The organism is Xanthobacter agilis, assembly GCF_021730435.1.
Classification (GTDB): Bacteria; Pseudomonadota; Alphaproteobacteria; order Rhizobiales; family Xanthobacteraceae; genus Xanthobacter; species Xanthobacter agilis.
Genome location: NZ_JABWGX010000006.1, coordinates 121,806 through 141,581 on the forward strand (window position 1 = coordinate 121,806; position 19,776 = coordinate 141,581).

General features: G+C 68.1%; 13 protein-coding genes. 6 read left to right on the forward strand and 7 right to left on the reverse strand.

Translation table 11 applies throughout. The features are described 5' to 3' along the window. The first annotated feature begins 187 nt into the window (after positions 1-187). Positions 188-919, forward strand: coding sequence for a hypothetical protein (locus HUW53_RS06155; RefSeq protein ID WP_237344875.1), 732 nt, complete (start codon positions 188-190; stop codon positions 917-919). Positions 920-1,027: 108 nt separating this feature from the next. Here HUW53_RS06155 and HUW53_RS06160 read toward each other — a convergent pair whose 3' ends face one another. Continuing rightward, positions 1,028-2,365, reverse strand: coding sequence for a lytic murein transglycosylase (locus tag HUW53_RS06160; protein ID WP_237344876.1), 1,338 nt, complete (start codon positions 2,363-2,365; stop codon positions 1,028-1,030). A 286-nt stretch (positions 2,366-2,651) separates the two neighbouring features. Here HUW53_RS06160 and galU point away from each other — a divergent pair, with 286 nt between their 5' ends. The 5 genes from galU (at position 2,652) to HUW53_RS06185 (ending at position 10,655) form a co-directional block, all read left to right on the forward strand. Next, positions 2,652-3,536 carry a UTP--glucose-1-phosphate uridylyltransferase GalU gene (galU, locus tag HUW53_RS06165; RefSeq protein WP_237344877.1) on the forward strand — a complete coding sequence of 295 codons (885 nt, stop codon included), beginning with the start codon at positions 2,652-2,654 and terminating at the stop codon, positions 3,534-3,536. Positions 3,537-3,633: 97 nt separating this feature from the next. Next, on the forward strand, positions 3,634-4,266 hold the full coding sequence (locus tag HUW53_RS06170) for a DUF1007 family protein (protein ID WP_237344878.1): 633 nt from the start codon (positions 3,634-3,636) through the stop codon (positions 4,264-4,266). A gap of 56 nt (positions 4,267-4,322) precedes the next feature. Further along, positions 4,323-5,321 (forward strand): nickel/cobalt transporter, encoded by a 999-nt coding sequence (locus HUW53_RS06175; RefSeq protein ID WP_237344879.1) that lies wholly within the window; start codon positions 4,323-4,325, stop codon positions 5,319-5,321. A gap of 252 nt (positions 5,322-5,573) precedes the next feature. After that, positions 5,574-9,053, forward strand: a complete 3,480-nt coding sequence (locus HUW53_RS06180) for an indolepyruvate ferredoxin oxidoreductase family protein (protein WP_237344880.1) — start codon at positions 5,574-5,576, stop codon at positions 9,051-9,053. A 372-nt stretch (positions 9,054-9,425) separates the two neighbouring features. Next, positions 9,426-10,655 carry an ArgE/DapE family deacylase gene (locus HUW53_RS06185; protein ID WP_237344881.1) on the forward strand — a complete coding sequence of 410 codons (1,230 nt, stop codon included), beginning with the start codon at positions 9,426-9,428 and terminating at the stop codon, positions 10,653-10,655. A 55-nt stretch (positions 10,656-10,710) separates the two neighbouring features. Here HUW53_RS06185 and hisS read toward each other — a convergent pair whose 3' ends face one another. The 6 genes from hisS to dnaA all read right to left on the reverse strand — a co-directional run bounded on the left by hisS (position 10,711) and on the right by dnaA (position 19,437). Then, positions 10,711-12,240 (reverse strand): histidine--tRNA ligase, encoded by a 1,530-nt coding sequence (gene hisS, locus HUW53_RS06190; protein ID WP_237344882.1) that lies wholly within the window; start codon positions 12,238-12,240, stop codon positions 10,711-10,713. A 159-nt stretch (positions 12,241-12,399) separates the two neighbouring features. Next, positions 12,400-14,046: a benzoylformate decarboxylase gene (gene mdlC, locus HUW53_RS06195; protein WP_237344883.1), complete on the reverse strand. Its 1,647-nt coding sequence runs from the start codon at positions 14,044-14,046 to the stop codon at positions 12,400-12,402. A 173-nt stretch (positions 14,047-14,219) separates the two neighbouring features. Further along, positions 14,220-14,879, reverse strand: coding sequence for a L,D-transpeptidase (locus tag HUW53_RS06200; RefSeq protein WP_237344884.1), 660 nt, complete (start codon positions 14,877-14,879; stop codon positions 14,220-14,222). 257 nt (positions 14,880-15,136) lie between these two features. Then, complete coding sequence (gene recF / locus HUW53_RS06205; RefSeq protein WP_237344946.1) at positions 15,137-16,273, reverse strand: DNA replication/repair protein RecF; 1,137 nt, start codon at positions 16,271-16,273, stop codon at positions 15,137-15,139. Positions 16,274-16,364: 91 nt separating this feature from the next. Next, positions 16,365-17,489 (reverse strand): DNA polymerase III subunit beta, encoded by a 1,125-nt coding sequence (gene dnaN / locus HUW53_RS06210; RefSeq protein ID WP_237344885.1) that lies wholly within the window; start codon positions 17,487-17,489, stop codon positions 16,365-16,367. Positions 17,490-17,994: 505 nt separating this feature from the next. Beyond that, positions 17,995-19,437, reverse strand: a complete 1,443-nt coding sequence (gene dnaA, locus HUW53_RS06215) for a chromosomal replication initiator protein DnaA (protein ID WP_237344886.1) — start codon at positions 19,435-19,437, stop codon at positions 17,995-17,997. Between the last annotated feature and the right edge of the window lie 339 nt (positions 19,438-19,776).

Genomic DNA, 19,776 nt, shown 5'->3' on the forward strand with positions numbered 1-19,776 from the left:
AAGGCTCGTGGCCGCCAGCCTGAGCGGAAGCCGGCCCAGGGGGCGGACAACGTCCCGGCGTCGCTGAGGACTGGGATGGGTATGACGGAAATCGACCCCATTTCTGGACGTCAATCGCCGGTCGATTGACACCCTTCGCAAAACCTCCCTAGGCTCCTTTCGGGATACTGGGACATAGGGGGTGCACATGCGGTTTTTTCGTCTTGCAGGACTGATGTTGGCGACGCTTTTCATCGCCGCGCCAACATTCGCCTTGGCGGCCGACACGTCAAAGGTGCAGATCGTCAACAAGCGGACCGAGCACTTGCTGGTGTCCTATTCGGAGGCGAGCCAGATCACCTGGGGCGCCGGCTGCACGGAGGTCGCGCACGGCGCTGTCATTGCCGCAGGGAAGACCTGCACCGCGACCGTGGCCGACGACAACGCATCAACCCGCTTCTGCGCCACCGATGTCACGAGCGTGGCCGCGGCCCATAAGGTGCGGCTCGACTGCAGCAAGGCCCAGAACGGTAATCTGACCATGGTTGAAACCATCTTCCAGCCGTCGACGGCGGGCGGATGCTTCAACAAGGGCACCTGCGTCTGGTACGACATCAGCATCATTCCGCTGAATTGCACCGACGCGCTGTGGAAGCAGAACAAGTGCGCGAATGCCGGTGGCGCGTCCTACAATCTGCCGGTATCGCTCGGCTGCGGCGGCGAGACGTTCTATGTTTGCCAAGGCCCGGTGAGCACGAAATATGGTGCCGCAATGTATCCGAGCAATTGCGGCAACCCCAATTCAAAGACGCAAGGCGGGAAGACCGGCCAGAACGCCTATTTCTACCCCATGTTCTATCCGCCAGAGAAATACTACCAGCCGAACCGCGCCTGCCTCGGCGGCGCTACGCTGATGGTGACCTTCCTCGCGGGCAAATGAACACCTGAGGCACCTAAAACCAAGGCCCCGTGCGTGTCACGCACGGGGCCTTGGTCAAGTCCGCGCCTCGCCCGTGCCGCGGCGGGTTCGTCGAAGGCACGGTCACGCCTAGCGCCGCAACTGCTCCAGGAAGGCGAGGTCGGGATAGCCGTCCGGCAGCAGGCCGCGGCGCACCTGGAAATCCTGGATGGCATTCTTGGTCTTCTGGCCGAGAATGCCATCCACATTGCCGATGTCATAGCCCATCTGGGCGAGCCGGCCCTGGATCTCCTGGCGCTCGGCCTTGGACAGGCCTCGCTCTTCCTTCGGCCACGCCTGGGCGAAATCACCGCCGCCGCGCAGCCGGTCCGCGAGGTGGCCGATGGCGAGGGCATAGGCGTCGGCGGGGTTGTATTTCAGAATCGCGTTGAAATTGCCCATCATCAGGAAGGCCGGGCCGTTGGCCCCCGCCGGCAGCAGCAGATAGGCCTGGTCGGAGGCGCGCGCGAAGCCCTTGCCGCCGGGCCGGGTGACGCCAAGGCTCGCCCACTGGCCCAGCGACTGCTTGAAGGTGCGGTTGGCGTAGCGGTAGTCGAAGCCCTGCGGCAGCACCACCTCGTAACCCCAGGGCTTGCCGAATTCCCAGCCGTCCAGCTTCAGGTTGTTGGCGGTGGAGGCGATGATGTCGGGGATGGAATCCACCACGTTGCGCTTGCCGTCGCGATCGAAGTCCACGGCGAAGCGCTGGAACGAGGTGGGCATGAACTGGGTGGGGCCGAACGCGCCCGCCCACGACCCCTTCAGGTGGTCATAGGGCACGTCGTCCTTTTCGAGGATCTGGAGGGTGGCGATGAACTCGTCGCGGAAATAGTCCTGGCGCCGGCCGATGCAGGCCAGCGTCGCGGTGGAGACCAGCACGTTGCGATTGCCGATGCCCTTGGGATCCCCATAGGTGGATTCGATGCCCCAGATGGCGGCCACCGCGTAGCGGTCCACCCTGTAGGCTTTTTCCACCTGATCGAACACGGGCTTGTAGCGGGCGAGGATCTCGCGGCCCTTCTTCACCCGCCAGTCGCTCACCAGCATGGTGACATAGGCGCCGGTGGGCTTGGAGAACTCCGGCTGGCTGTCCATGAAGTCCATGATCTTCATGTCGGGCTCGAGCGCGCTGGTGTAGCGCTCGAACGTGCGCTGGGACACGCCCTTGGACTGGGCCAGCGGCCACATGGAGGCGATGCAATTGCCGAAATTCGCCTGCGCCGCGGCGATGGCCTCGGGCCGCATCTCCGGGTGGCCGACGCCGCCCTGCGGCTGCTGGGGCGCGCCGAAGCCGGTGAAGCCGCCGAAGATGGAGCCGGTGGTCTGGGCCTGGGCACTGGCCGGCGTGATGAGCGCGACTGCCGCAAGAGCCAGTGCGGCGCCAAGGAAACCCGTGACCGCGGTACCCTTGGTGGTCGTGGAAGCCATCTCGTGAGCCCTCGTCGCGTCTTGCGCCGCCTGATGCGGCTGGTGTGCATGTCGTCCCTACTGGGCGGCCAAGCTGGTTGCGCCACGGTTAACAGAAGCCCGGAATTTATGCCTTTTGGAGGGCGCGGGCGCGTTCGCGGCCGGGGTGTCCCGATGGTTCCCTGCGGTTAGGGAAACATCAACCATGATGCGCCAGATTTCAGCCTGCATTCTGATCGATAGGTGCGCGGCATTCATGCGCCCCGGGGCCGCGCGCCTCCCAAAGAGTTAAGGCGGACTTCACGACATGCGTAAGCCCATTCGCAAGGCCATTTTGCCCGTGGCAGGCCTCGGCACCCGCTTTCTTCCGGCCACCAAGGCGGTGCCGAAGGAAATGCTGACCGTGGTGGATCGCCCCATCGTCCAACATGTGGTGGACGAGGCGCGGGCCGCGGGCATCGAGCACATCGTGTTCGTGACCGGGCGCAACAAGGCGGTGATCGAGGATCATTTCGACCGCCAGTTCGAGCTGGAGCGCACCCTGCTGGAGCGCGGCAAGACCAAGGAGCTGGAGCAGCTCGACCGCGACACGCCGAAGGCCGGCACCACCTCCTTCACCCGCCAGCAGCTGCCCCTGGGCCTTGGCCATGCGGTGTGGTGCGCGCGCGACCTCATCGGCGACGAGCCGTTCGCGCTGCTGCTGCCGGACATGTTGCACCGGGCGAAGAACGGCAAGGGCTGCCTCGCCAGCATGGTGGAAGCCTACAATGAGACCGGCGGCAACGTGCTCTCGGTGTACGAGGTGCCGGACGACCAGACCCACCAATACGGCATCGTCGGCACCGGCGCGTCGCACGGCAAGGCCCACGCCATCACCCAGATGGTGGAGAAGCCCAAGCCCGGCACCGCGCCGAGCAATCTCGCCATTTCCGGCCGCTACATCCTGCAGCCCACCATCTTCGACCTGCTCGCCAAGCAGGAGCAGGGCGCCGGCGGCGAGATCCAGCTCACCGATTCCATGCTGAAGCTGAAGGAGACCGAGAGCTTTTACGCGGTCACCTTCGACGGCGCCATCTATGACTGCGGCTCCAAGATCGGCTTCCTCATGGCGAACGTTGCCTACGCCCTGTCGCGCCCTGACATCGCCGGCGATTTCCGCCTGGCCCTCGACCAGATTCTCGCCCGCGACTGATCCTCGGCCGGACCGCCGGCTGTGGCGGCGCCGCGCGCGCCGCCACCATTCGGCCGACTTCCTGGGTCACAGGAACAGCGATGAGGGAGCGATGAGGATGATGCGTTTCGCGCTGTTGGCTACGGTCCTGGCCCTCGCCATCGTTTCGCCGCGCCCGGCGGCCGCCCACCCCCATGTGTGGGTGACCATGAAGACCGAGATGGTCTACGGCCCGGACGGAGCCCTTACCGGGCTCCGGCAGGCCTGGACCTTCGACGACGCCTTCTCCGCCTTCGCGCTCCAGGGGCTGGAGAGGCGCAAGGACGGCACCTATGGCGACGACGTTCTGAAGCCACTGGCGCAGGTGAATGTGGAGTCGCTGAAGGAATACGATTATTTCGTCACCGCGAAATCCGCGACGACCAAGCTCGCCTTCAACGAGCCGGTGGATTATTACCTGACCTATGCCGATGATCTGCTCACCCTACACTTCACCTTGCCGTTGAAGAAGCCGCAGCCGGCCAAGGGGACCGTTTCTGTGGATATTTACGACCCCACCTATTTCATCTCCTTCACCTTTACGGAGAAGGATCCGGTGAAGCTGGTGGGGGCCCCGGCGAGCTGCACCGAGCATGTGGTCTCGCCCGAGCAGCAGACGGTTCCGCTTGATGAGAACTTCTTTGCCAGCCTCAACGCGTCCAGCACGTTCGGCGCCCAATATGCCGATAAGATCACGGTGAAGTGTCCGTGACGCCCGGCGTCCGGCTTGCTCCGCCTTCGGCGACGGCCAAGGGAGGGGCGACGTGGGTGGCGACGTGGCTGGCGACCGCGGCGCTCCTGTTGGCGAGCCTTGCCGCGTTCGCGCTGCTGGTGGCGCTGCTGATGTTTCCCGATTTCGCCTTCGCCCAGGCCCTGGGGCAGGCGGTGAGCCAGGGCGCCAAGGCGACGCCGTTCGGCCTGGGCGGCGGCGCTCCGCCCTCGGGCATCGGCGGCTACATCATGGCGCGACAGTCCGAATTCTATCATGCCCTGGTGAAGGCGGTGCGCGCGGCCAAGGCGGACGGCCATGGCGCCTTCGTGCTGGTCGGCCTGTCGTTCGCCTATGGTGCCTTTCACGCGGCCGGGCCGGGCCATGGCAAGGCGGTGATCTCGTCCTATCTCCTGGCCGATGGCGGCACGCTGCGCCGCGGGGCGGCGCTGTCGCTGGCCGCCGGCATGGTGCAGGCGCTGGGGGCCATCGCCTTTGTGGGCATACTGGCGCTGCTCTTGGGCGCCACAGCGGTCTCCATGGCGCGGGCGATGAATGTTGTCGAAATTGCCGCTTATGGCGGCATCGCCGTGTTTGGCTTGTATTTGACCTTCGCCAAGGGGCGTGGGCTGATGCGGGCCTTGCGCGGCGAGGACCCGCACGGCGCCGATTGTGGCTGCGCGGACACCCATGCGCCGGACCCGGTGCTGTTGGCGCAAGGCGGCTGGCGCCGGGCGGCGGTGGCGGTGGTGTCCGCCGGCGCGCGGCCGTGTTCCGGCGCCATCCTGGTGCTGACCTTCGCCCTCTCGCAGGGGGTGTTCATGACCGGCGTGATGTCGGTCTTCGCCATGGGGCTCGGCACGGCCTTTACGGTGACCGCCATCGCCGCCTTGGCGGTGTATGGCAAGCGCCTCGCGGTGCGTCTTGCCGGGCGCGACAGCCGGTGGGCGGTGATCGCCCGTGGCAGCTTGGAAGTGGGCGCGGCCATTCTGGTGATGCTGTTCGGCCTCGCCTTGCTCACCGGCTATCTGGAGAGCGAGCGCCTGTTGCCGGGCTGATCGGCCGCGCTGCACCGCAAGCGGCCTTCGCCTGGAACATATTGCGCCGCCGTGGGTTTTATCCCGCGTTGCGCCAAAATGCGTCACGCCCGTTTTCCGGGCAATTTCCTTGCGCCATGGCATGAAACAACGAAATTGCAGGGTGCGACACTTCGTGTCAGCCTAAAGTTGAACGGCTGAGGGCTGCTGTTCCGGCAGGTCCGCCGCTGCCGGCGCGGCGCCGCGACAACAGCCGGCACGGAGGCGCCCCCCATGGCCTTGAAGTCCGTCTCCCTCGACGACAAATACGACCTTGCCCAGGAGCGGGTGTTCGTCTCGGGCACCCAGGCGCTGGTGCGCCTCGCCTTGATGCAGAAAGAGCGCGACCGCCGCGCCGGGCTGAACACCGCGGGCTACGTGACGGGCTATCGCGGCTCGCCCCTCGGTGGGCTGGACCAGCAGTTCCTGCGCGCCGAAAAGGTGCTGAAGGCGAACGCCGTCACCTTCCAATCCGGTCTCAACGAGGATCTGGCGGCCACCGCCCTGTGGGGCTCCCAGCAGGCGGAACTGCGCGGCGAGGGGCGGTTCGACGGGGTGTTCGGCCTCTGGTACGGCAAGGGGCCGGGGGTGGACCGTTCCGGCGACGTATTCCGCCACGCCAACAATGCGGGCACCTCGAAGCATGGCGGTGTGCTGGCCCTGATGGGCGACGACCACACCTGCGAATCGTCCACCACCGCCCACCAGAGCGAGTTCCACTTCGTGGACGTGATGATGCCGGTGCTGAACCCCGCCGGGGTGCAGGAGATCCTCGATTACGGGCTCTACGGCTGGGCGCTCTCGCGCTTTTCCGGGGCCTGGGTGGGGCTCAAGGCGGTGAAGGACACCATCGAATCCACCGCCATCGTGGATGGGCGCCTGGACCGGATCGCGATCACTCCTCCCGCCGATTTCGCCATGCCGCCGGGCGGGCTCAACATTCGCCTCGGCGATACGCCCATCGCCCAGGAGGAGCGGCTGCAGGAGTTCAAGCGCGACGCGGTGGTCGCCTTCCTGCGGGCGAACACGCTCAACCGCTTCATCACCTCGGGCGGGCCGCATGCGCGCATCGGCATCGCCACCGTGGGCAAGAGCTATCTCGACCTGCGCCTTGCCCTCGACGAGCTGGGTATCGACGAGGTGCGGGCCAATGATCTGGGCATCCGCATCTGGAAGGTGGGCTGCCCCTGGCCGCTGGAGACGCAGGGGCTGATGGCGTTCGCCCGCGGGCTCGACCTTGTCATGGTGGTGGAGGAGAAGCGTTCGCTCATCGAGGTGCAGGTGCGCGAGGAATTGTACGGCACCGCCAACCAGCCCCGCTGCATCGGCAAGAAGGACGAGGCCGGCCGCTGGCTGTTTCCGGTGAAGGGCGCCCTTGATCCCAACGACATCGCCATCGCGCTCGGCAAGCGCCTGCTCGCCTATGGGCCGATCCCGGACATCGCCGCCCGCGTGGCGCAGCTGGAGGAGGCGCAGAAGGCGCTCGCCGCCACCCAGGATGTGGCCACCCGCATCCCCTATTTCTGTTCCGGCTGCCCGCACAACTCCTCCACCAAGGTGCCGCGGGGCATGCGCGCCTATGCCGGCATCGGCTGCCATTACATGGTGCAGTGGATGGACCGGGAGACCACCGGCTTCACCCAGATGGGCGGCGAGGGCGCCAATTGGATCGGCGAGGCGCCCTTTTCCAAGCGCGCCCATGTGTTTCAGAACCTGGGTGACGGCACCTACAACCACTCGGGCTATCTTGCATTGCGCGCCGCCTGCGCGGCCAAGGTGAACGTCACCTACAAGATCCTGTTCAACGACGCGGTGGCCATGACCGGCGGCCAGCGCCACGATGGCGACCTCACGGTACCCGTCATCGCCCGCCAGGTGGCGGCGGAGGGCGTGGAGCGGGTGGTGGTGGTTACCGACGAGCCCGGCAAGTATCCGGCCGGCACCTTTTGGCCGGCGGGGCTCACCATCCATCACCGCGACGAATTGGACGCGGTGCAGCGGGAGCTCGCGGCCATCCCCAGCGTCACCGTGCTCATTTATGACCAGACCTGCGCGGCGGAAAAGCGCCGTCGTCGCAAGCGCGGCGCGTTCGCGGACCCGGACCGGCGCGTCATCATCAACGAGCGGGTGTGCGAGGGTTGCGGCGATTGCGGGGTGAAATCCAACTGCGTTTCGGTGCAGCCGCTGGAAACCGAGTGGGGGCGCAAGCGCGAGATCGACCAATCGTCCTGCAATAAGGATTTCTCCTGCGTGGGCGGCTTCTGCCCCTCGTTCGTCACCGTGCACGGCGCCAGTCCGCGGAAGGTGGAGGCGGCGGCCACGGGCGCCACCGACTGGCCAGCGCTGCCGGAGCCGGCGCTTCCCGAGATCCACGGCACCTATTCCATTATCGCCACCGGCGTGGGCGGCACCGGGGTCGTCACCATCGGCGCCATTCTGGGCATGGCGGCGCATCTGGAAGGCAAGGCCTGCGGCATGATCGATATGGCCGGCCTCGCCCAGAAGGGCGGGGCGGTCTACAGCCACATCCGTCTCGCCAACGACCCGGCCGCCATCACCGCCATCCGGGTGCCGGCGCGCGGCGCGGATGTGGTGCTGGGCGGCGACATGGTGGTGGCGGGCACGCGCAAGGTATTGGCGGCGGTGAAGCCCGGCGCGACCCTGGTGGTGGTGAATACCCATGAGGTGCTGCCCGGCGATTTCACCCGAAACGCCGATTATGCCCTGCCCACCGCGCGCATCCGGCGCACCATCGCCGAGGCGGCGGGCGCCGCCAACACCCACTTCATCGCGGCCAGCCGGCTGGCGACCGCCCTGTTCGGCCATGCGCTGGCGCAGAACATTTTCCTGCTGGGCTATGCCTACCAATATGGCGCGTTGCCGGTGTCGGCGGCGGCGCTGGAGCGGGCCATCGCGCTCAATGGCGAGGCGGTGGCCATGAACCAGGCCGCCTTTCTGTGGGGCCGCCGCGCCGCCCATGATCCCGCTGCGGTGGAGGCCCTTGCCGCCCCGAAAGGCGGGATCGCCAGCGATGCCCGTCGCCTGTCCGGGAGCCTCGACGAGATCATCGCACGCCGGGTGGAGGAGCTGACGCGCTACCAGGACGCGGCCTATGCCGCTCGCTATCAGGCGCTGGTGAGCCGGGCTCGCCGCCGCGAGGCACAGGCCGCGCCGGGCCGCGCGGGGCTGACCGAGGCGGTGGCGCGCAACCTGTTCAAGCTCATGGCCTACAAGGACGAATACGAGGTGGCGCGGCTCTATGCCGATGGGGCGTTCGCGCGGCAGGTGGCGGCGGCGTTCGAGGGGAAGCTGCGGTTCGAGTTCCACCTCGCCCCGCCGTTGTTCGCCCGTCCCGATCCGGCGACCGGGGAGCCCCGAAAACTCCGCTTCGGCCCCTGGATGCTCAAGGCGCTGGGCGTGCTCGCCACGTTCAAGGGCCTGCGTGGCGGGGCCTTCGACCCCTTCGGCCACAGTGCCGAGCGGCGCACCGAGCGGGCCTTGATCGCCGATTATGAGCGGCTGATGGACGAGGTGCTCCGCGTGCTTGATCGCGACAACCATGCGGTCGCGGTGGCGCTCGCCTCGATCCCGGAGAAGATCCGCGGCTATGGTCCGGTGAAGGCGCGCCATCTCGCGGCGGCGAAGGCGGAGGAAGCGGACTTGCTCGCGCGCTTCCGCGCACCGCCGCAACCGCAAGCCGAGGCGGCGGAATAGGGCGGGGTGCCCGCCCCAAGTGCCTCGTTCCGCCTGTCGCGGGCGGAAAGACACCTTTGCCGGCGGGCCGCGCAATCATCTGCGCGCGCCGCCTCCCCGACCCGGCCCTTTGCCCGGCGGCCGCGGGGAGGGGCGGGCGGGAAAGTGCTGCGGGCGCTGGAAAATCGCGCGTCCCTGACGGGCGCGGGCACCGGCGGCGGCGCGCCGGGCCGTGCTCGGCGGTGTCCGGCCCCGATCGGCCGGCGGATCGGCGGACCCCGCCGACGCCGCGAGACTCGCGTTGCGCGGGCCGCCGACCCGTGCGATGCCGCCGGCCTGCCGCTGCCGTGGACGGAACCCGAGACGCGGCACCTGCCTTCCGAGGACCGCTTCATGACCCCGACCGATGCCGATTCGCTGCGCCGTCTCATCGCCGAACGGGCCGACGACCAGCGCCGTTTCCTGGCCGAGCTGGTGAAGGTGCCGTCCGATAATCCGCCGGGCGATTGCGCCCCCCATGCCGCGCGGGCGGCCGAGCTGCTGGAGGGCCTCGGCTTCACCGTGGAGCGTCACCGCGTGCCGGAAGAAACCGTGAGGGCGGCGGGCATGATCTCGGTGACCAATCTCATCGTGCGCCACCGTTTCGGCGAAGGCCCCACCATCGCCCTCAATGCCCATGGCGACGTGGTGCCCCCCGGCGAGGGCTGGACCCACGACCCTTACGGCGCCGAGGTGGTGGACGGGGTGATGTATGGCCGTGGCGTCGCGGTCTCGAAGTCCGATTTCGCCACCTATGCCTTCGCCCTCGACGCGCTGAAGCGCTCGGGCCTGCCGCTCAAGGGCACGGTGGAGCTGCATTTCACCTATGATGAGGAGATCGGCGGCGAGATCGGGCCGGGATGGATCCTGGCCCAGGGCCTCACCAAGCCGGATTATGCCATTTCCGCCGGCTTCAGCTATGGCGTGGTGTGGGCCCACAACGGGTGCCTGCATCTGGAGGTGGAGGTGACGGGCCGGTCCGCCCACGCCGCCATTCCCGCGACCGGCATCGACGCCCTGGAGGCGGCGACGCACATCCTCTCAGGCCTCTATGCCTATCGCGACACGCTGAGGGGCAAGGTCTCGGAGGTGGCGGGCATTGGCGCGCCGCAGCTCAATGTGGGGCTCATCGCGGGCGGCATCAACACCAATGTGGTGCCGGACCGTGTCACCTTCCGCCTCGACCGGCGGATCGTGCCGGGCGAAAGCGTGGAGCAGGTGGATGCGCAGGTGCGCGCGGTGATCGCCGGCGCGGCGGCGGATTTTCCGAAGGCGCGCGTGGCGGTCAAGCGCATCCTGCTGGCCCGGCCGCTGGTGCCGGACGCCGGCGCGCGGCATCTGGCGCAGATCCTCTGCCGCAACGCCTCCGCCGTGGTGGGGGAGGAGGTGCGCCCCACCGGCGTGCCGCTCTATACCGATGCGCGGCTTTACGCGGAAGCCGGCGTGCCGGTGGTGCTCTATGGCGCCGGCCCCCACACCATCGAGGAGGCCAACGGCCATCGGGCCGACGAGAACTTGCGCCTGACCGACCTCGACAAGGCCACCGAGGTCATCGCGCGGACGCTTCAGGATCTGCTGGCCTGACGGACCTGCGCGGTGTTTGGGCCTCATGCCGGGATTTTCCCGGCATGAGGCTCTATCAGTCGTCGAGGCCGAGGGTGGGGGCGGCGCGGCGCTCCAGCACGTCGCGGATGGCGGCGACAAGCTCCTCTTCCTTCACCGCGAACTGGGCCGGGCGGGCGGCGCGGTATTCGGCATTGTCGGCGATGGAGGCGGCGATCTTGGCGCCTTCCACCAGATCCTTGACCTGCACCTCGCCGGCGGCCTTCTCGTTGGACCCCTGGATGATGACGGCCGGGGCGCCGCGCTTGTCGGCATATTTCATCTGCGCCTTCATGCCGCCGCCGCCCTGGTACATCTCGGCGCGGATGCCGTTGGCGCGCAGGTCCGACACCATCTTCATGTAATCGGCGATGCGGGACGGCTCCTTGTCCATGGTGAGCACCACCACCGGGCCGACCTCGGCGTCGCTGTCCATCTTGCCGAGGGCGGCCAGCGCCGAGAGCAGGCGCGACACGCCGATGGAGAAGCCCGTGGCCGGCACCTTCTCGCCCCGGAAGCGGGCCACCAGCCCGTCATAGCGCCCGCCGCCCGCCACCGAGCCGAAGCGCACCGGGCGACCGGCCTCGTCCTTGATCTCGAAGGTCAGTTCGGCCTCGTAGACGGGGCCGGTATAGTATTCGAGGCCGCGCACCACGGACGGGTCGATCTTCACCCGGTCCTCATAGCCGGCGGCGGCCACCAGCATGCGGATGTCGTTCAGTTCCGCCATGCCCTCCAGGAACGCGGCGTTGCTGGCCAGCAATGCGGCCAGCTCCACATCGCCGTCGAGCTCCACCTTCACCCCGTCGGCGTCGGCGCAAACGCCGGCGCCGGTGAGCATGGCGAGCACCACGGCGGCCTGCCGTTCACTCAGCCCCGCGCCCTTGGTGAAGTCGCCGCTCTCGTCCTTGCGGCCGGTACCCAAGAGCAGCGCCACGCCCTCGACGCCGAATTTGTCGAACTTGTCGATGGCGCGCAGCACGGTGAGGCGGCGCCCGGCATTCTCCTCGCCACCGAGGCCGATGGCCTCCAGCACGCCGTCGAGCACCTTGCGGTTGTTGACGCGGATCACGAAATCGCCGCGCGGCACGCCCACCGCCTCCAGCGCGTCGGCGGCCATCATGCAGATCTCCGCGTCGGCCGAGACCGAGGGCGCGCCCACCGTGTCGGCGTCGCACTGCATGAACTGGCGGAAGCGCCCCGGGCCGGGCTTCTCATTGCGAAACACATAGCCGGCGCGGTGCGAGCGGTAGGGCTTGGGCAAAGCGTCGAAATGTTCGGCCACATAGCGGGCGAGCGGCGCCGTGAGATCATAGCGCAGCGACAGCCACTGCTCGTCGTCGTCCTGGAAGGAGAAGACGCCGGCGTTGGGGCGGTCCTGGTCGGGCAGGAACTTGCCGAGCGCGTCGGTATATTCAAAGGCCGGGGTTTCCAGCGCCTCGAACCCGTACAGGGCATAGACCGCGCGGATCTTGGCCAGCATGGCATGGGTGGCGGCAAGCTCCGCGCCGGTACGGTCGGCAAGGCCGCGCGGCAGGCGGGCCTTCGGCTTCAGATCTTTCGCCATGGCACTCTTCAACGCTCGTGTTCGAATAGGGATCGTCCCGGCGTCTTAGAGGACGGGACCTTGCCCCGCAAGGCGGCGCCGCGCCGGAGCGAACCTGCTTGGCGCCGCCGGAAGACCGAGGCCGGCGGCATCAGGTCCGCGCGGCGCTCTGGCCTGGCCTCAGATCAGCGGCGGGATGGAGGGATCGATGGGCACCTCGATCACCACCGGGCCGTCACCGGCAAAACCCTGCGTTACCCGCGCCTTGAGGGCGTCAAGATCGACGATGCGTTCCGCCGCGCAGCCATAGCCTTCGGCGAGGCGCACGATGTCGAGGCCGGGAATGTCGAGGCCGGGCACGCCGGGGGTTTCCTCCAGCACCGCGAAGGATTTCAAGATGCCATATTCTCCATTGCGCAGAACGATGAAGACGATGGGCAGCTTGTTTTGTGCGGCGGTCCACAAGGACTGAACCGAATACTGGAATGAACCGTCGCCGATGACGACGATGACCGGCCGCCCGCGCCCGGTGTCGCGCTCGCCCAGGGCGATGCCCACCGAGGCCGGCAGGTTCCAGCCCAGTCCTCCGGAGGCGAAGGTGAAGAAGGTTTCGGGCTCGGTGATGGGCCAATGGCGGTGCAAATCTGCAAGGTTGGAGGGGGATTCCTCCACCAGCACGCAATGGGCGGGGCGCACCTCGGCCAGGGCCGCGAACACGTCGGCGGCGGTGGGTACGCCATCGACGCCGCCCGGCGGCTGATCGGGATGGCGCGCCGGATGGGGCGCCATGCGGTGCGGCGCGGGGGCCACCCGGCTCGCGGTGGCCGGGCGCGCGGGGGCTTTCACGAGGTCGATCAGCGCGCGGGTGGAAAGCACCGGATCCGCCACCAGACTGTCGCCCACGGGCGCGCGGGCGGTTTCCGCCGGATCATCGGAAATGTGCAGCAGGCGCGTGCCCTGGGGCAGGTAATCGCCCGCCACATATGGATAATAGCGGAACACCGGGGCGCCGATGACGATCGCCACATCATGCCCCTTCAGCCGCGCGCAGAGCGGGCCGATGGCGAACGGCAGGCCGCCGGCATAGAGCGGATGGGTCTCCGGGAACGGGCAGCGCTCGGACGCCGGGGCGGCGAACACGGTGCCGCCCAGCTTCTCGGCCAGCGCGACCGCCGCCGGCCAGCCCTGGCCGCGATCGATGGCGGCGCCGTAGATGAGCGCGGGGGCGGACGCCTTCGAGAGGATGTCCGCGAACTCCCGCAGGCGGTCGAGGTCGGGCGCGCCGCGCCGGCTCACCGTGCGCAGCACGGCGGGGCCGTCGAGCGGCTTATCCCAGTCGTCGAGCGGCAGGGAGAGGAAGACCGGGCCGGCGGGGGCCTGCATCGCGGTGGCATAGGCGCGCATGAAGGCGCCCGGCACATCCTCGGGCCGGGCCGGCTCATAGGCCCATTTCACCCACGGGCGGGGCAGCTGGGTGGCGTCCACATTGGTCAGCCACGGCTCCATCAGCAGCATTTCGCGGGTCTGCTGGCCGGCGGTGATGATGAGCGGGGTCTTGTTGAGGCTCGCCGTGATGAGATTGCCCATGGCGTTGCCGAGGCCGGCGGCGGTGTGCACGTTCACCAAAGCCGGCTTGCCGGTGGCCTGGGCGTAGCCGTCCGCGATGGCGATGGCGGAGGCTTCCTGCAAGGCGAGGTGATAGGTGAAATCCGCCGGGAAATCCTTCAGGAAGGTTTCTTCCGTCGATCCCGGATTGCCGAAGAAGGTGGTGAGTCCCAGCTTGCGCAGAAGGTCGTGGGTGACGGTGCGTACGGTGGAAGTCGCCATGGGGCCGCCCTTTATGCGTCGTCCCGGCCGCCGCCGGTCCGCTCCGGGGCGTAATCTCGACGAATTTCAGCGTCTTCGCCAGCCGCTTTGGACGCCCGTCCAGGGTCGCGCGACATGGTGAACGGTGCTGGCGGATGGGGCCGGGATGTGCCCGCCCCCTCCTGGGCCGGCGCTCAGCCGGCGACGTAGACGCGGGTGCCGGGTGGCACGCGACCGTAAAGGTCGATGATGTCCTGGTTGAGCAGGCGGATGCAGCCTGACGACACCTGCTGGCCGATGCTCCAGGGCTCGATGGTGCCGTGGATGCGGAACATGGTGTCGCGATCGCCGTCGTAGAGGTAGAGCGCGCGCGGGCCGAGCGGGTTGTCCTCGCCGCCCGGCAGGCCGGCGGCATAAGGGCCGTAGCGCTGGGGCTGTAGCTTGATCATGTTGGCGGTGGGGGTCCAGTGCGGCCACTGTTCCTTGCGCTTGACGGTCGCCCAGCCCTTGAAGGAATAGCCCTGCTTGCCGACGCCCACGCCATAGCGCAGCGCCTTGCCGTCCTTCTGGACGAGGTAGAGATACTTGTCGTTGATGTCGACCACGATGGTGCCGGGTGCCACCGGCGGCAGGTTGCGGGGATAGTCCACTTCCTGGCGCAGATACTTGGGGTCCACCTCGGTGATGTCGATGGCCTCCACCGGGTGGGGCTCGCCCTCGATGGGGCCATACATGCGCGCCATCGGATTCACCGGCGGCGGTGAATTGGTGACGCAGGCGGCAAGGGCGAGGGGGGCCGCGAGAACGAACAGGCGACGCGTGAGAAACTCAGGCTTTCGGGGATCACTGGCCATGGTCTGCCCAACACGGAAGGAAACGGATTGCCATCGCGCATCAACGCACGGCGCGCAGCCGGAGGCCCGCCTGCTCTCTGCGTATGTCATCGCGGTGAGGTATCGTTAAGGTTAACGCAGCAGAAAAATCCGCTTCGGAGTTTTTCGCAGGCGCGAGCGAGGCTTTAGCACGCAGGCCTCCGCTACGGGTGGCCTGCATGCAACACTCCCGTCGGGAATGGGCGTCTGGCGCCATTTTTTGCATGCATGCGCGGCACTCAGGCCACAGGACTGATGCGGCCGGGGGCGACGCTGAAGCGCTCCGCCCCCTCAAGGGCGGCGAAGGCGGCGGGATCGGCACCGGTCATCCAGACCTGGGCGCCGAGGCGCGCGAGCGCCTCGAACAGGCCGGCGCGGCGGTCCGAATCAAGGTAGGCGACCACGTCGTCCAGCAGCAGCACGGGGGACAGCCCCTGCATGGCCGCCACCAGCCGCGCATGGGATAAGGTGAGGCCGATCAGCAGGGATTTCTGCTCGCCGGTGGAGCAGCGTGCCGCTGGCAGGCCCTTGAGGCCGTGGCTGACCTGAAGATCGGTGAGATGCGGCCCCTCCAGGGTGCGGCCGGCGGCCCGGTCGCGGCCGCGATTGTCGCGCAGCACGGCCCGATAGCGATCCTCGGCCGCCAGCGCCGGCATCTCGGCGATGAGGCGTTCGAGGGCGCCGTCGAGGGCGATCTGTGCAAACGGGAAGGGGGAGGCATCGTCGCGATGGGCGGCGATCTCGGCTTGGAGCCGCGCCACCGTCTCCAGCCGCGCCGCGGAAACCGCCACCGCGAGTTCCGCCAGCTCGTGTTCCACCGCATCAAGGAAGCGCGGCGCGCCGTTCTCCTCCAGGAGGCGGTTGCGGGCGCGCAGGGCCCGCTCCAGCGCATTGACGCGGGCGCCGTGGCCGCCGTCCACCGCCAGGACCAGACGGTCGAGATAACGCCGCCGCTCGGCGGGCGGACCGGTGAACAGCCCATCCATCTCCGGCGTCAGCCAGATCACCTTCAGGTGGTCGAGAAAAGCGGTGGCGGAGGGCACCGGCTCGCCATCGATGCGGCACCGGCGGTGGGTCGCCTCGGGTGTCTCGAGGCCGGTGCCCAGGCGCACCTCGCCCAGGGCGCCATCCACCAAGGCCGAGACCGCCCAGGCCTCGGGCTGGGAGGAGCCGGCCGGCAGGTGCCCCACATCGGCGATCTGCGCCCGCCGCAGGCCCCGGCCGGGCGAGAGAAAGGAGATGGCTTCGAGCACATTGGTCTTGCCGGCGCCATTGGGACCGGTGAGCACCACCGGTGCTTCCCCAACGACAAGCTGCGCCGTCACATAGGAGCGGAAGCGGGTGAGGGCGAGCTTGCGGATGCGGGCATGGGGCATGGGGTATGGCGTGGAATCACGGGGGTGGGCCGCCGGCGCGCGGCTCGGTCCCGTCACGCGTCGCCCCCCGCGCGGGATGGCGCGGGCGCGCTCACACCCGCATGGGCATCAGCACATAGAGGGCGTCGGTCTTGGTGGAATCGCGCACCAGCGTGGGCGAGCCGGGATCGGCCAGCTTCAACTCGGCGGTATCGCCCTCAAGTTGTGCGGTAATGTCCAGAAGGTAACGGGAGTTGAATCCGATCTCCAGGGGCTCGGCGGCATAGTCCACCTCCAGCTCTTCGGTGGCGCTGCCCGAATCGGGATTGGTCACCGACAAGGTGAGCTTGCCGTCGCCGAGCGCCAACTTCACCGCCCGCCCGCGCTCGCTGGACACGGTGGACACGCGGTCCACCGCGGCGGCGAACTCGTCCTTGTCCACGTTCAGGATCTTGTCATTGCCCTGGGGAATGACGCGGCCATAGTCGGGGAAGGTGCCGTCGATGAGCTTGGAGGTGAGCGTGATGGCGCCCACCTGCACCCGGATCTTGGTGGTGGAGACGGAGACCGTGGCTTCCGCTTCCTTGTCCTCCAGCAGCTTCTGGATCTCGGCCACGGTCTTGCGCGGGACGATGACGCCCGGCAGCCCGGCGGCGCCCTCCGGCGCGTCCAGCTCCGCCTGGGCGAGGCGGTGGCCGTCGGTGGCGACCGCCCGCAGCATGGGTTTGCCGGTGGCGGCGGCATCGGTCACATGCAGATAGATGCCGTTGAGATAATACCGCGTCTCCTCGGTGGAGATGGCGAACTGGGTTTTATCCACCAGGCGGCGGAACTCCACCCCCTTCACCTTGAAGGTGTGGGGGAAGTCGCCGGCGGCCAGGTCCGGGAAATCGGCTTCCGGCAGGGTCTGCAACTGGAACCGGGCACGGCCGGCGCGCACGGTGAGGGTGCCGCGCTCGCCGCCGGCTTCAAGCTGCACCTGCGCGCCCTCGGGAAGCTTGCGCACGATGTCGTACAGCACATGCGCCGGCACCGTGGTGGCGCCCGGCTGGCCCACCTCGGCGGGCACCGTCTCCACCACCTCCAGGTCGAGGTCGGTGGCCTTGAGCTCCAGCCCACTCTTGCCGGCGCGCATGAGCACGTTGGCGAGAATCGGGATGGTGTTGCGCCGCTCGACGACGCGATGCACATGGCTGAGCGACTTCAGAAGTTCGGTGCGCTCGACGGTGACCTTCATGGCCCTGGCCCGCTTGTTCTTCGCTCTGGCGCGTCCCCGGTCCGCCTCAGGCGCCCGTGGGACCCTCCAGATCATGGATCTTAAGCATTTTCTTCACGCGGACCGGCCCCCGACCCGCTCGAAAACGCTCCGGAACCGAACCTCGCCGGATGCGGTCGATCCGAACGGCAAGGTCGCCTCCACATTCAAAGGACAGGAACATCGGCCCGGTCCCCCCCTCGCGGGGCGCACCGGAACTGCTCCAGGGTAGCGGCATTCGCACAAGCGAGCGCCGGGCCGCCGACATTGCCGCTCACGCCCGCGCAAAGCAAGGGTAAGGGGCGAATTTCCCGCAACGGCCCCGCTTGTCCCGGCCAATCCACAGGGCCGCTCCCGAGGGGGCGCGACGGTTCGCCGGCTGCGCGGTCGCGCCAAGGTCGCGCCAAAAACGCCGAAGGCCGGCGAGATGGGCTCGCCGGCCTTCGGCAGGGGGATTTGAAAGGGCGAGATGGGGCCGCGCGTCCGCTCACGCCTCCTGAATGGCGCGCTTCAGGACCTCGATTTCGTCAGCAAGGGCGCGATCGGTGCCGAGGAGGCGGTCGATCTTGCGCACTGCGTGCAGCACCGTGGTGTGGTCGCGCCCACCGAAGCGCCGGCCGATCTCCGGCAGCGAGCGCAGGGTGAGGGTCTTCGCCAGAAACATGGCCACCTGGCGCGGCTTCACCACATTGGCGGTGCGGCGCTGGGAGAGGAGATCCGCGCGGGACACATTGTAGTGCTTGGCCACGATGCGCAGGATGTCGTCCACCCGCACCCGCTTGGGGTCGCAGGGGCGGATGATGTCCTTGATGGCGTTCTCGGCCATCTCCAGGGTCACCGGTTCGCTGGTGAGCTGGTTGAAGGCCAGAAGCTTGTTGAGCGCGCCGTCGAGATCGCGGCCGCTCTGGCCCATGGAGCGGGCGAGGAATTCCAGCACCGGGGCCGGCACGGTGAAGCCGGCGTGCTGCTCGGCCAGGGCCTGGTAGCGGGTCTTCAGGATCTGGAGGCGCAGGTCCTCCTCCAGTGGGGCAAGTTCCACCACCAGTCCGCCGGCGAGCCGCGAGCGCACCCGCTCGTCGAGATGCTCAAGGTCGGACGGCACGCAGTCGGCGGCCACCACCACCTGCCGCCCGCCATCGAGCAACGCATTGAGGGTGTGGCAGAATTCCTGCTGGAGATTGTTGCCCTTCAGGAACTGGAGATCGTCGATCACCAGGGTGTCGATGGTGCGCAGGGCATCCTTGAAGGCGATGGCCGAATGGGTCTTCAGGGCGGCCACGAAGCCGTACATGAAGCGCTCGGCGGTGAGATAGATGGCGCGTCGGCCCTTCTGCCCCGCGGCCCAGACCACGGCCTGCAATAGGTGAGTCTTGCCGAGGCCCACCGCCGCGTGCAGGTAAAGTGGGTTGAACACGGGATTGGCGCCGCTGGCGGCCTCGGCCACCTGCCGGGCGGCGGCGTGGGCCAGCGAGTTCGACTTGCCCACCACGAAGGTGTCGAAGGTCAGCCGCGGGTCCAGCGGCGAGCCCGACGACATGTCGGAGGCAATGCTGTTGACCGAGGCATTGGCCGTCGCTGACGCGGGCATCACCGTCGCGGTCGCCGGGACGGTCCGGGTGGGGCGCGCCTCGGGGCTGCGCTCGCTCACCACTTCACGCCGGCCGGAGGCCTTCAGCGGCATGGGACGGGCCACCGCGCTGCGCACCGCCACGTCCACCCGGCGCCGGGCGCCGCTTTCTTCCGCGAACAGCTCGGAGATCCGCGGCAGATAGTTCTCCTGGATCCAGGATTTCAAGAAACGCGTGGGAACCGAAAGATGCACGGTTTCGTCGCTGAGTCCGTCGAGCTCCATGCGGGCAAACCAGCTTGAGAACTTCTCTTCTCCGATCTCGTCGTGAAGGCGCTGGCGCACACGCTCCCAAGGGGTCATTTCGGCATCGGTCCCCACTGTGACGGCAAGGCCCGCGGGAAAGGCGGTTCTGCCAGGGCGTGTATCATCGGTGGACTGCGGTTTGAGCATAAAAATCCTGCCGCGCCCGAAGCGCGGTCCCGATTGGTGCGCAGGTCTCCTTCGCGCCCGGAGCGGGCGGCGTGGTCCTCATGCGCGGGTTGGGGTCAAAAGAAGCGGTCTGTTTCCCGTGCGATGGTGCGCTATTGCGGCATCATGCGCTCGTCATCGCGTTGGCGGGGACCGCACCGGTCCGTGCGCGCGCAGGGCTGGGGGGCAGCGATGGGGCGGGCCAGACGGCGCACCGGAAGAGCGAAGAGG

What these genes read in the sequence shown, in the direction of transcription:
- HUW53_RS06155 (WP_237344875.1), top strand. Translation starts at nt 188, where the DNA reads ATGCGGTTTTTTCGTCTTGCAGGACTGATGTTGGCGACGCTTTTCATC.
- HUW53_RS06160 (WP_237344876.1), bottom strand. Translation starts at nt 2,365, where the DNA reads ATGGCTTCCACGACCACCAAGGGTACCGCGGTCACGGGTTTCCTTGGC.
- galU (WP_237344877.1), top strand. Translation starts at nt 2,652, where the DNA reads ATGCGTAAGCCCATTCGCAAGGCCATTTTGCCCGTGGCAGGCCTCGGC.
- HUW53_RS06170 (WP_237344878.1), top strand. Translation starts at nt 3,634, where the DNA reads ATGATGCGTTTCGCGCTGTTGGCTACGGTCCTGGCCCTCGCCATCGTT.
- HUW53_RS06180 (WP_237344880.1), top strand. Translation starts at nt 5,574, where the DNA reads ATGGCCTTGAAGTCCGTCTCCCTCGACGACAAATACGACCTTGCCCAG.
- HUW53_RS06185 (WP_237344881.1), top strand. Translation starts at nt 9,426, where the DNA reads ATGACCCCGACCGATGCCGATTCGCTGCGCCGTCTCATCGCCGAACGG.
- hisS (WP_237344882.1), bottom strand. Translation starts at nt 12,240, where the DNA reads ATGGCGAAAGATCTGAAGCCGAAGGCCCGCCTGCCGCGCGGCCTTGCC.
- mdlC (WP_237344883.1), bottom strand. Translation starts at nt 14,046, where the DNA reads ATGGCGACTTCCACCGTACGCACCGTCACCCACGACCTTCTGCGCAAG.
- HUW53_RS06200 (WP_237344884.1), bottom strand. Translation starts at nt 14,879, where the DNA reads ATGGCCAGTGATCCCCGAAAGCCTGAGTTTCTCACGCGTCGCCTGTTC.
- recF (WP_237344946.1), bottom strand. Translation starts at nt 16,273, where the DNA reads ATGCCCCATGCCCGCATCCGCAAGCTCGCCCTCACCCGCTTCCGCTCC.
- dnaN (WP_237344885.1), bottom strand. Translation starts at nt 17,489, where the DNA reads ATGAAGGTCACCGTCGAGCGCACCGAACTTCTGAAGTCGCTCAGCCAT.
- dnaA (WP_237344886.1), bottom strand. Translation starts at nt 19,437, where the DNA reads ATGACCCCTTGGGAGCGTGTGCGCCAGCGCCTTCACGACGAGATCGGA.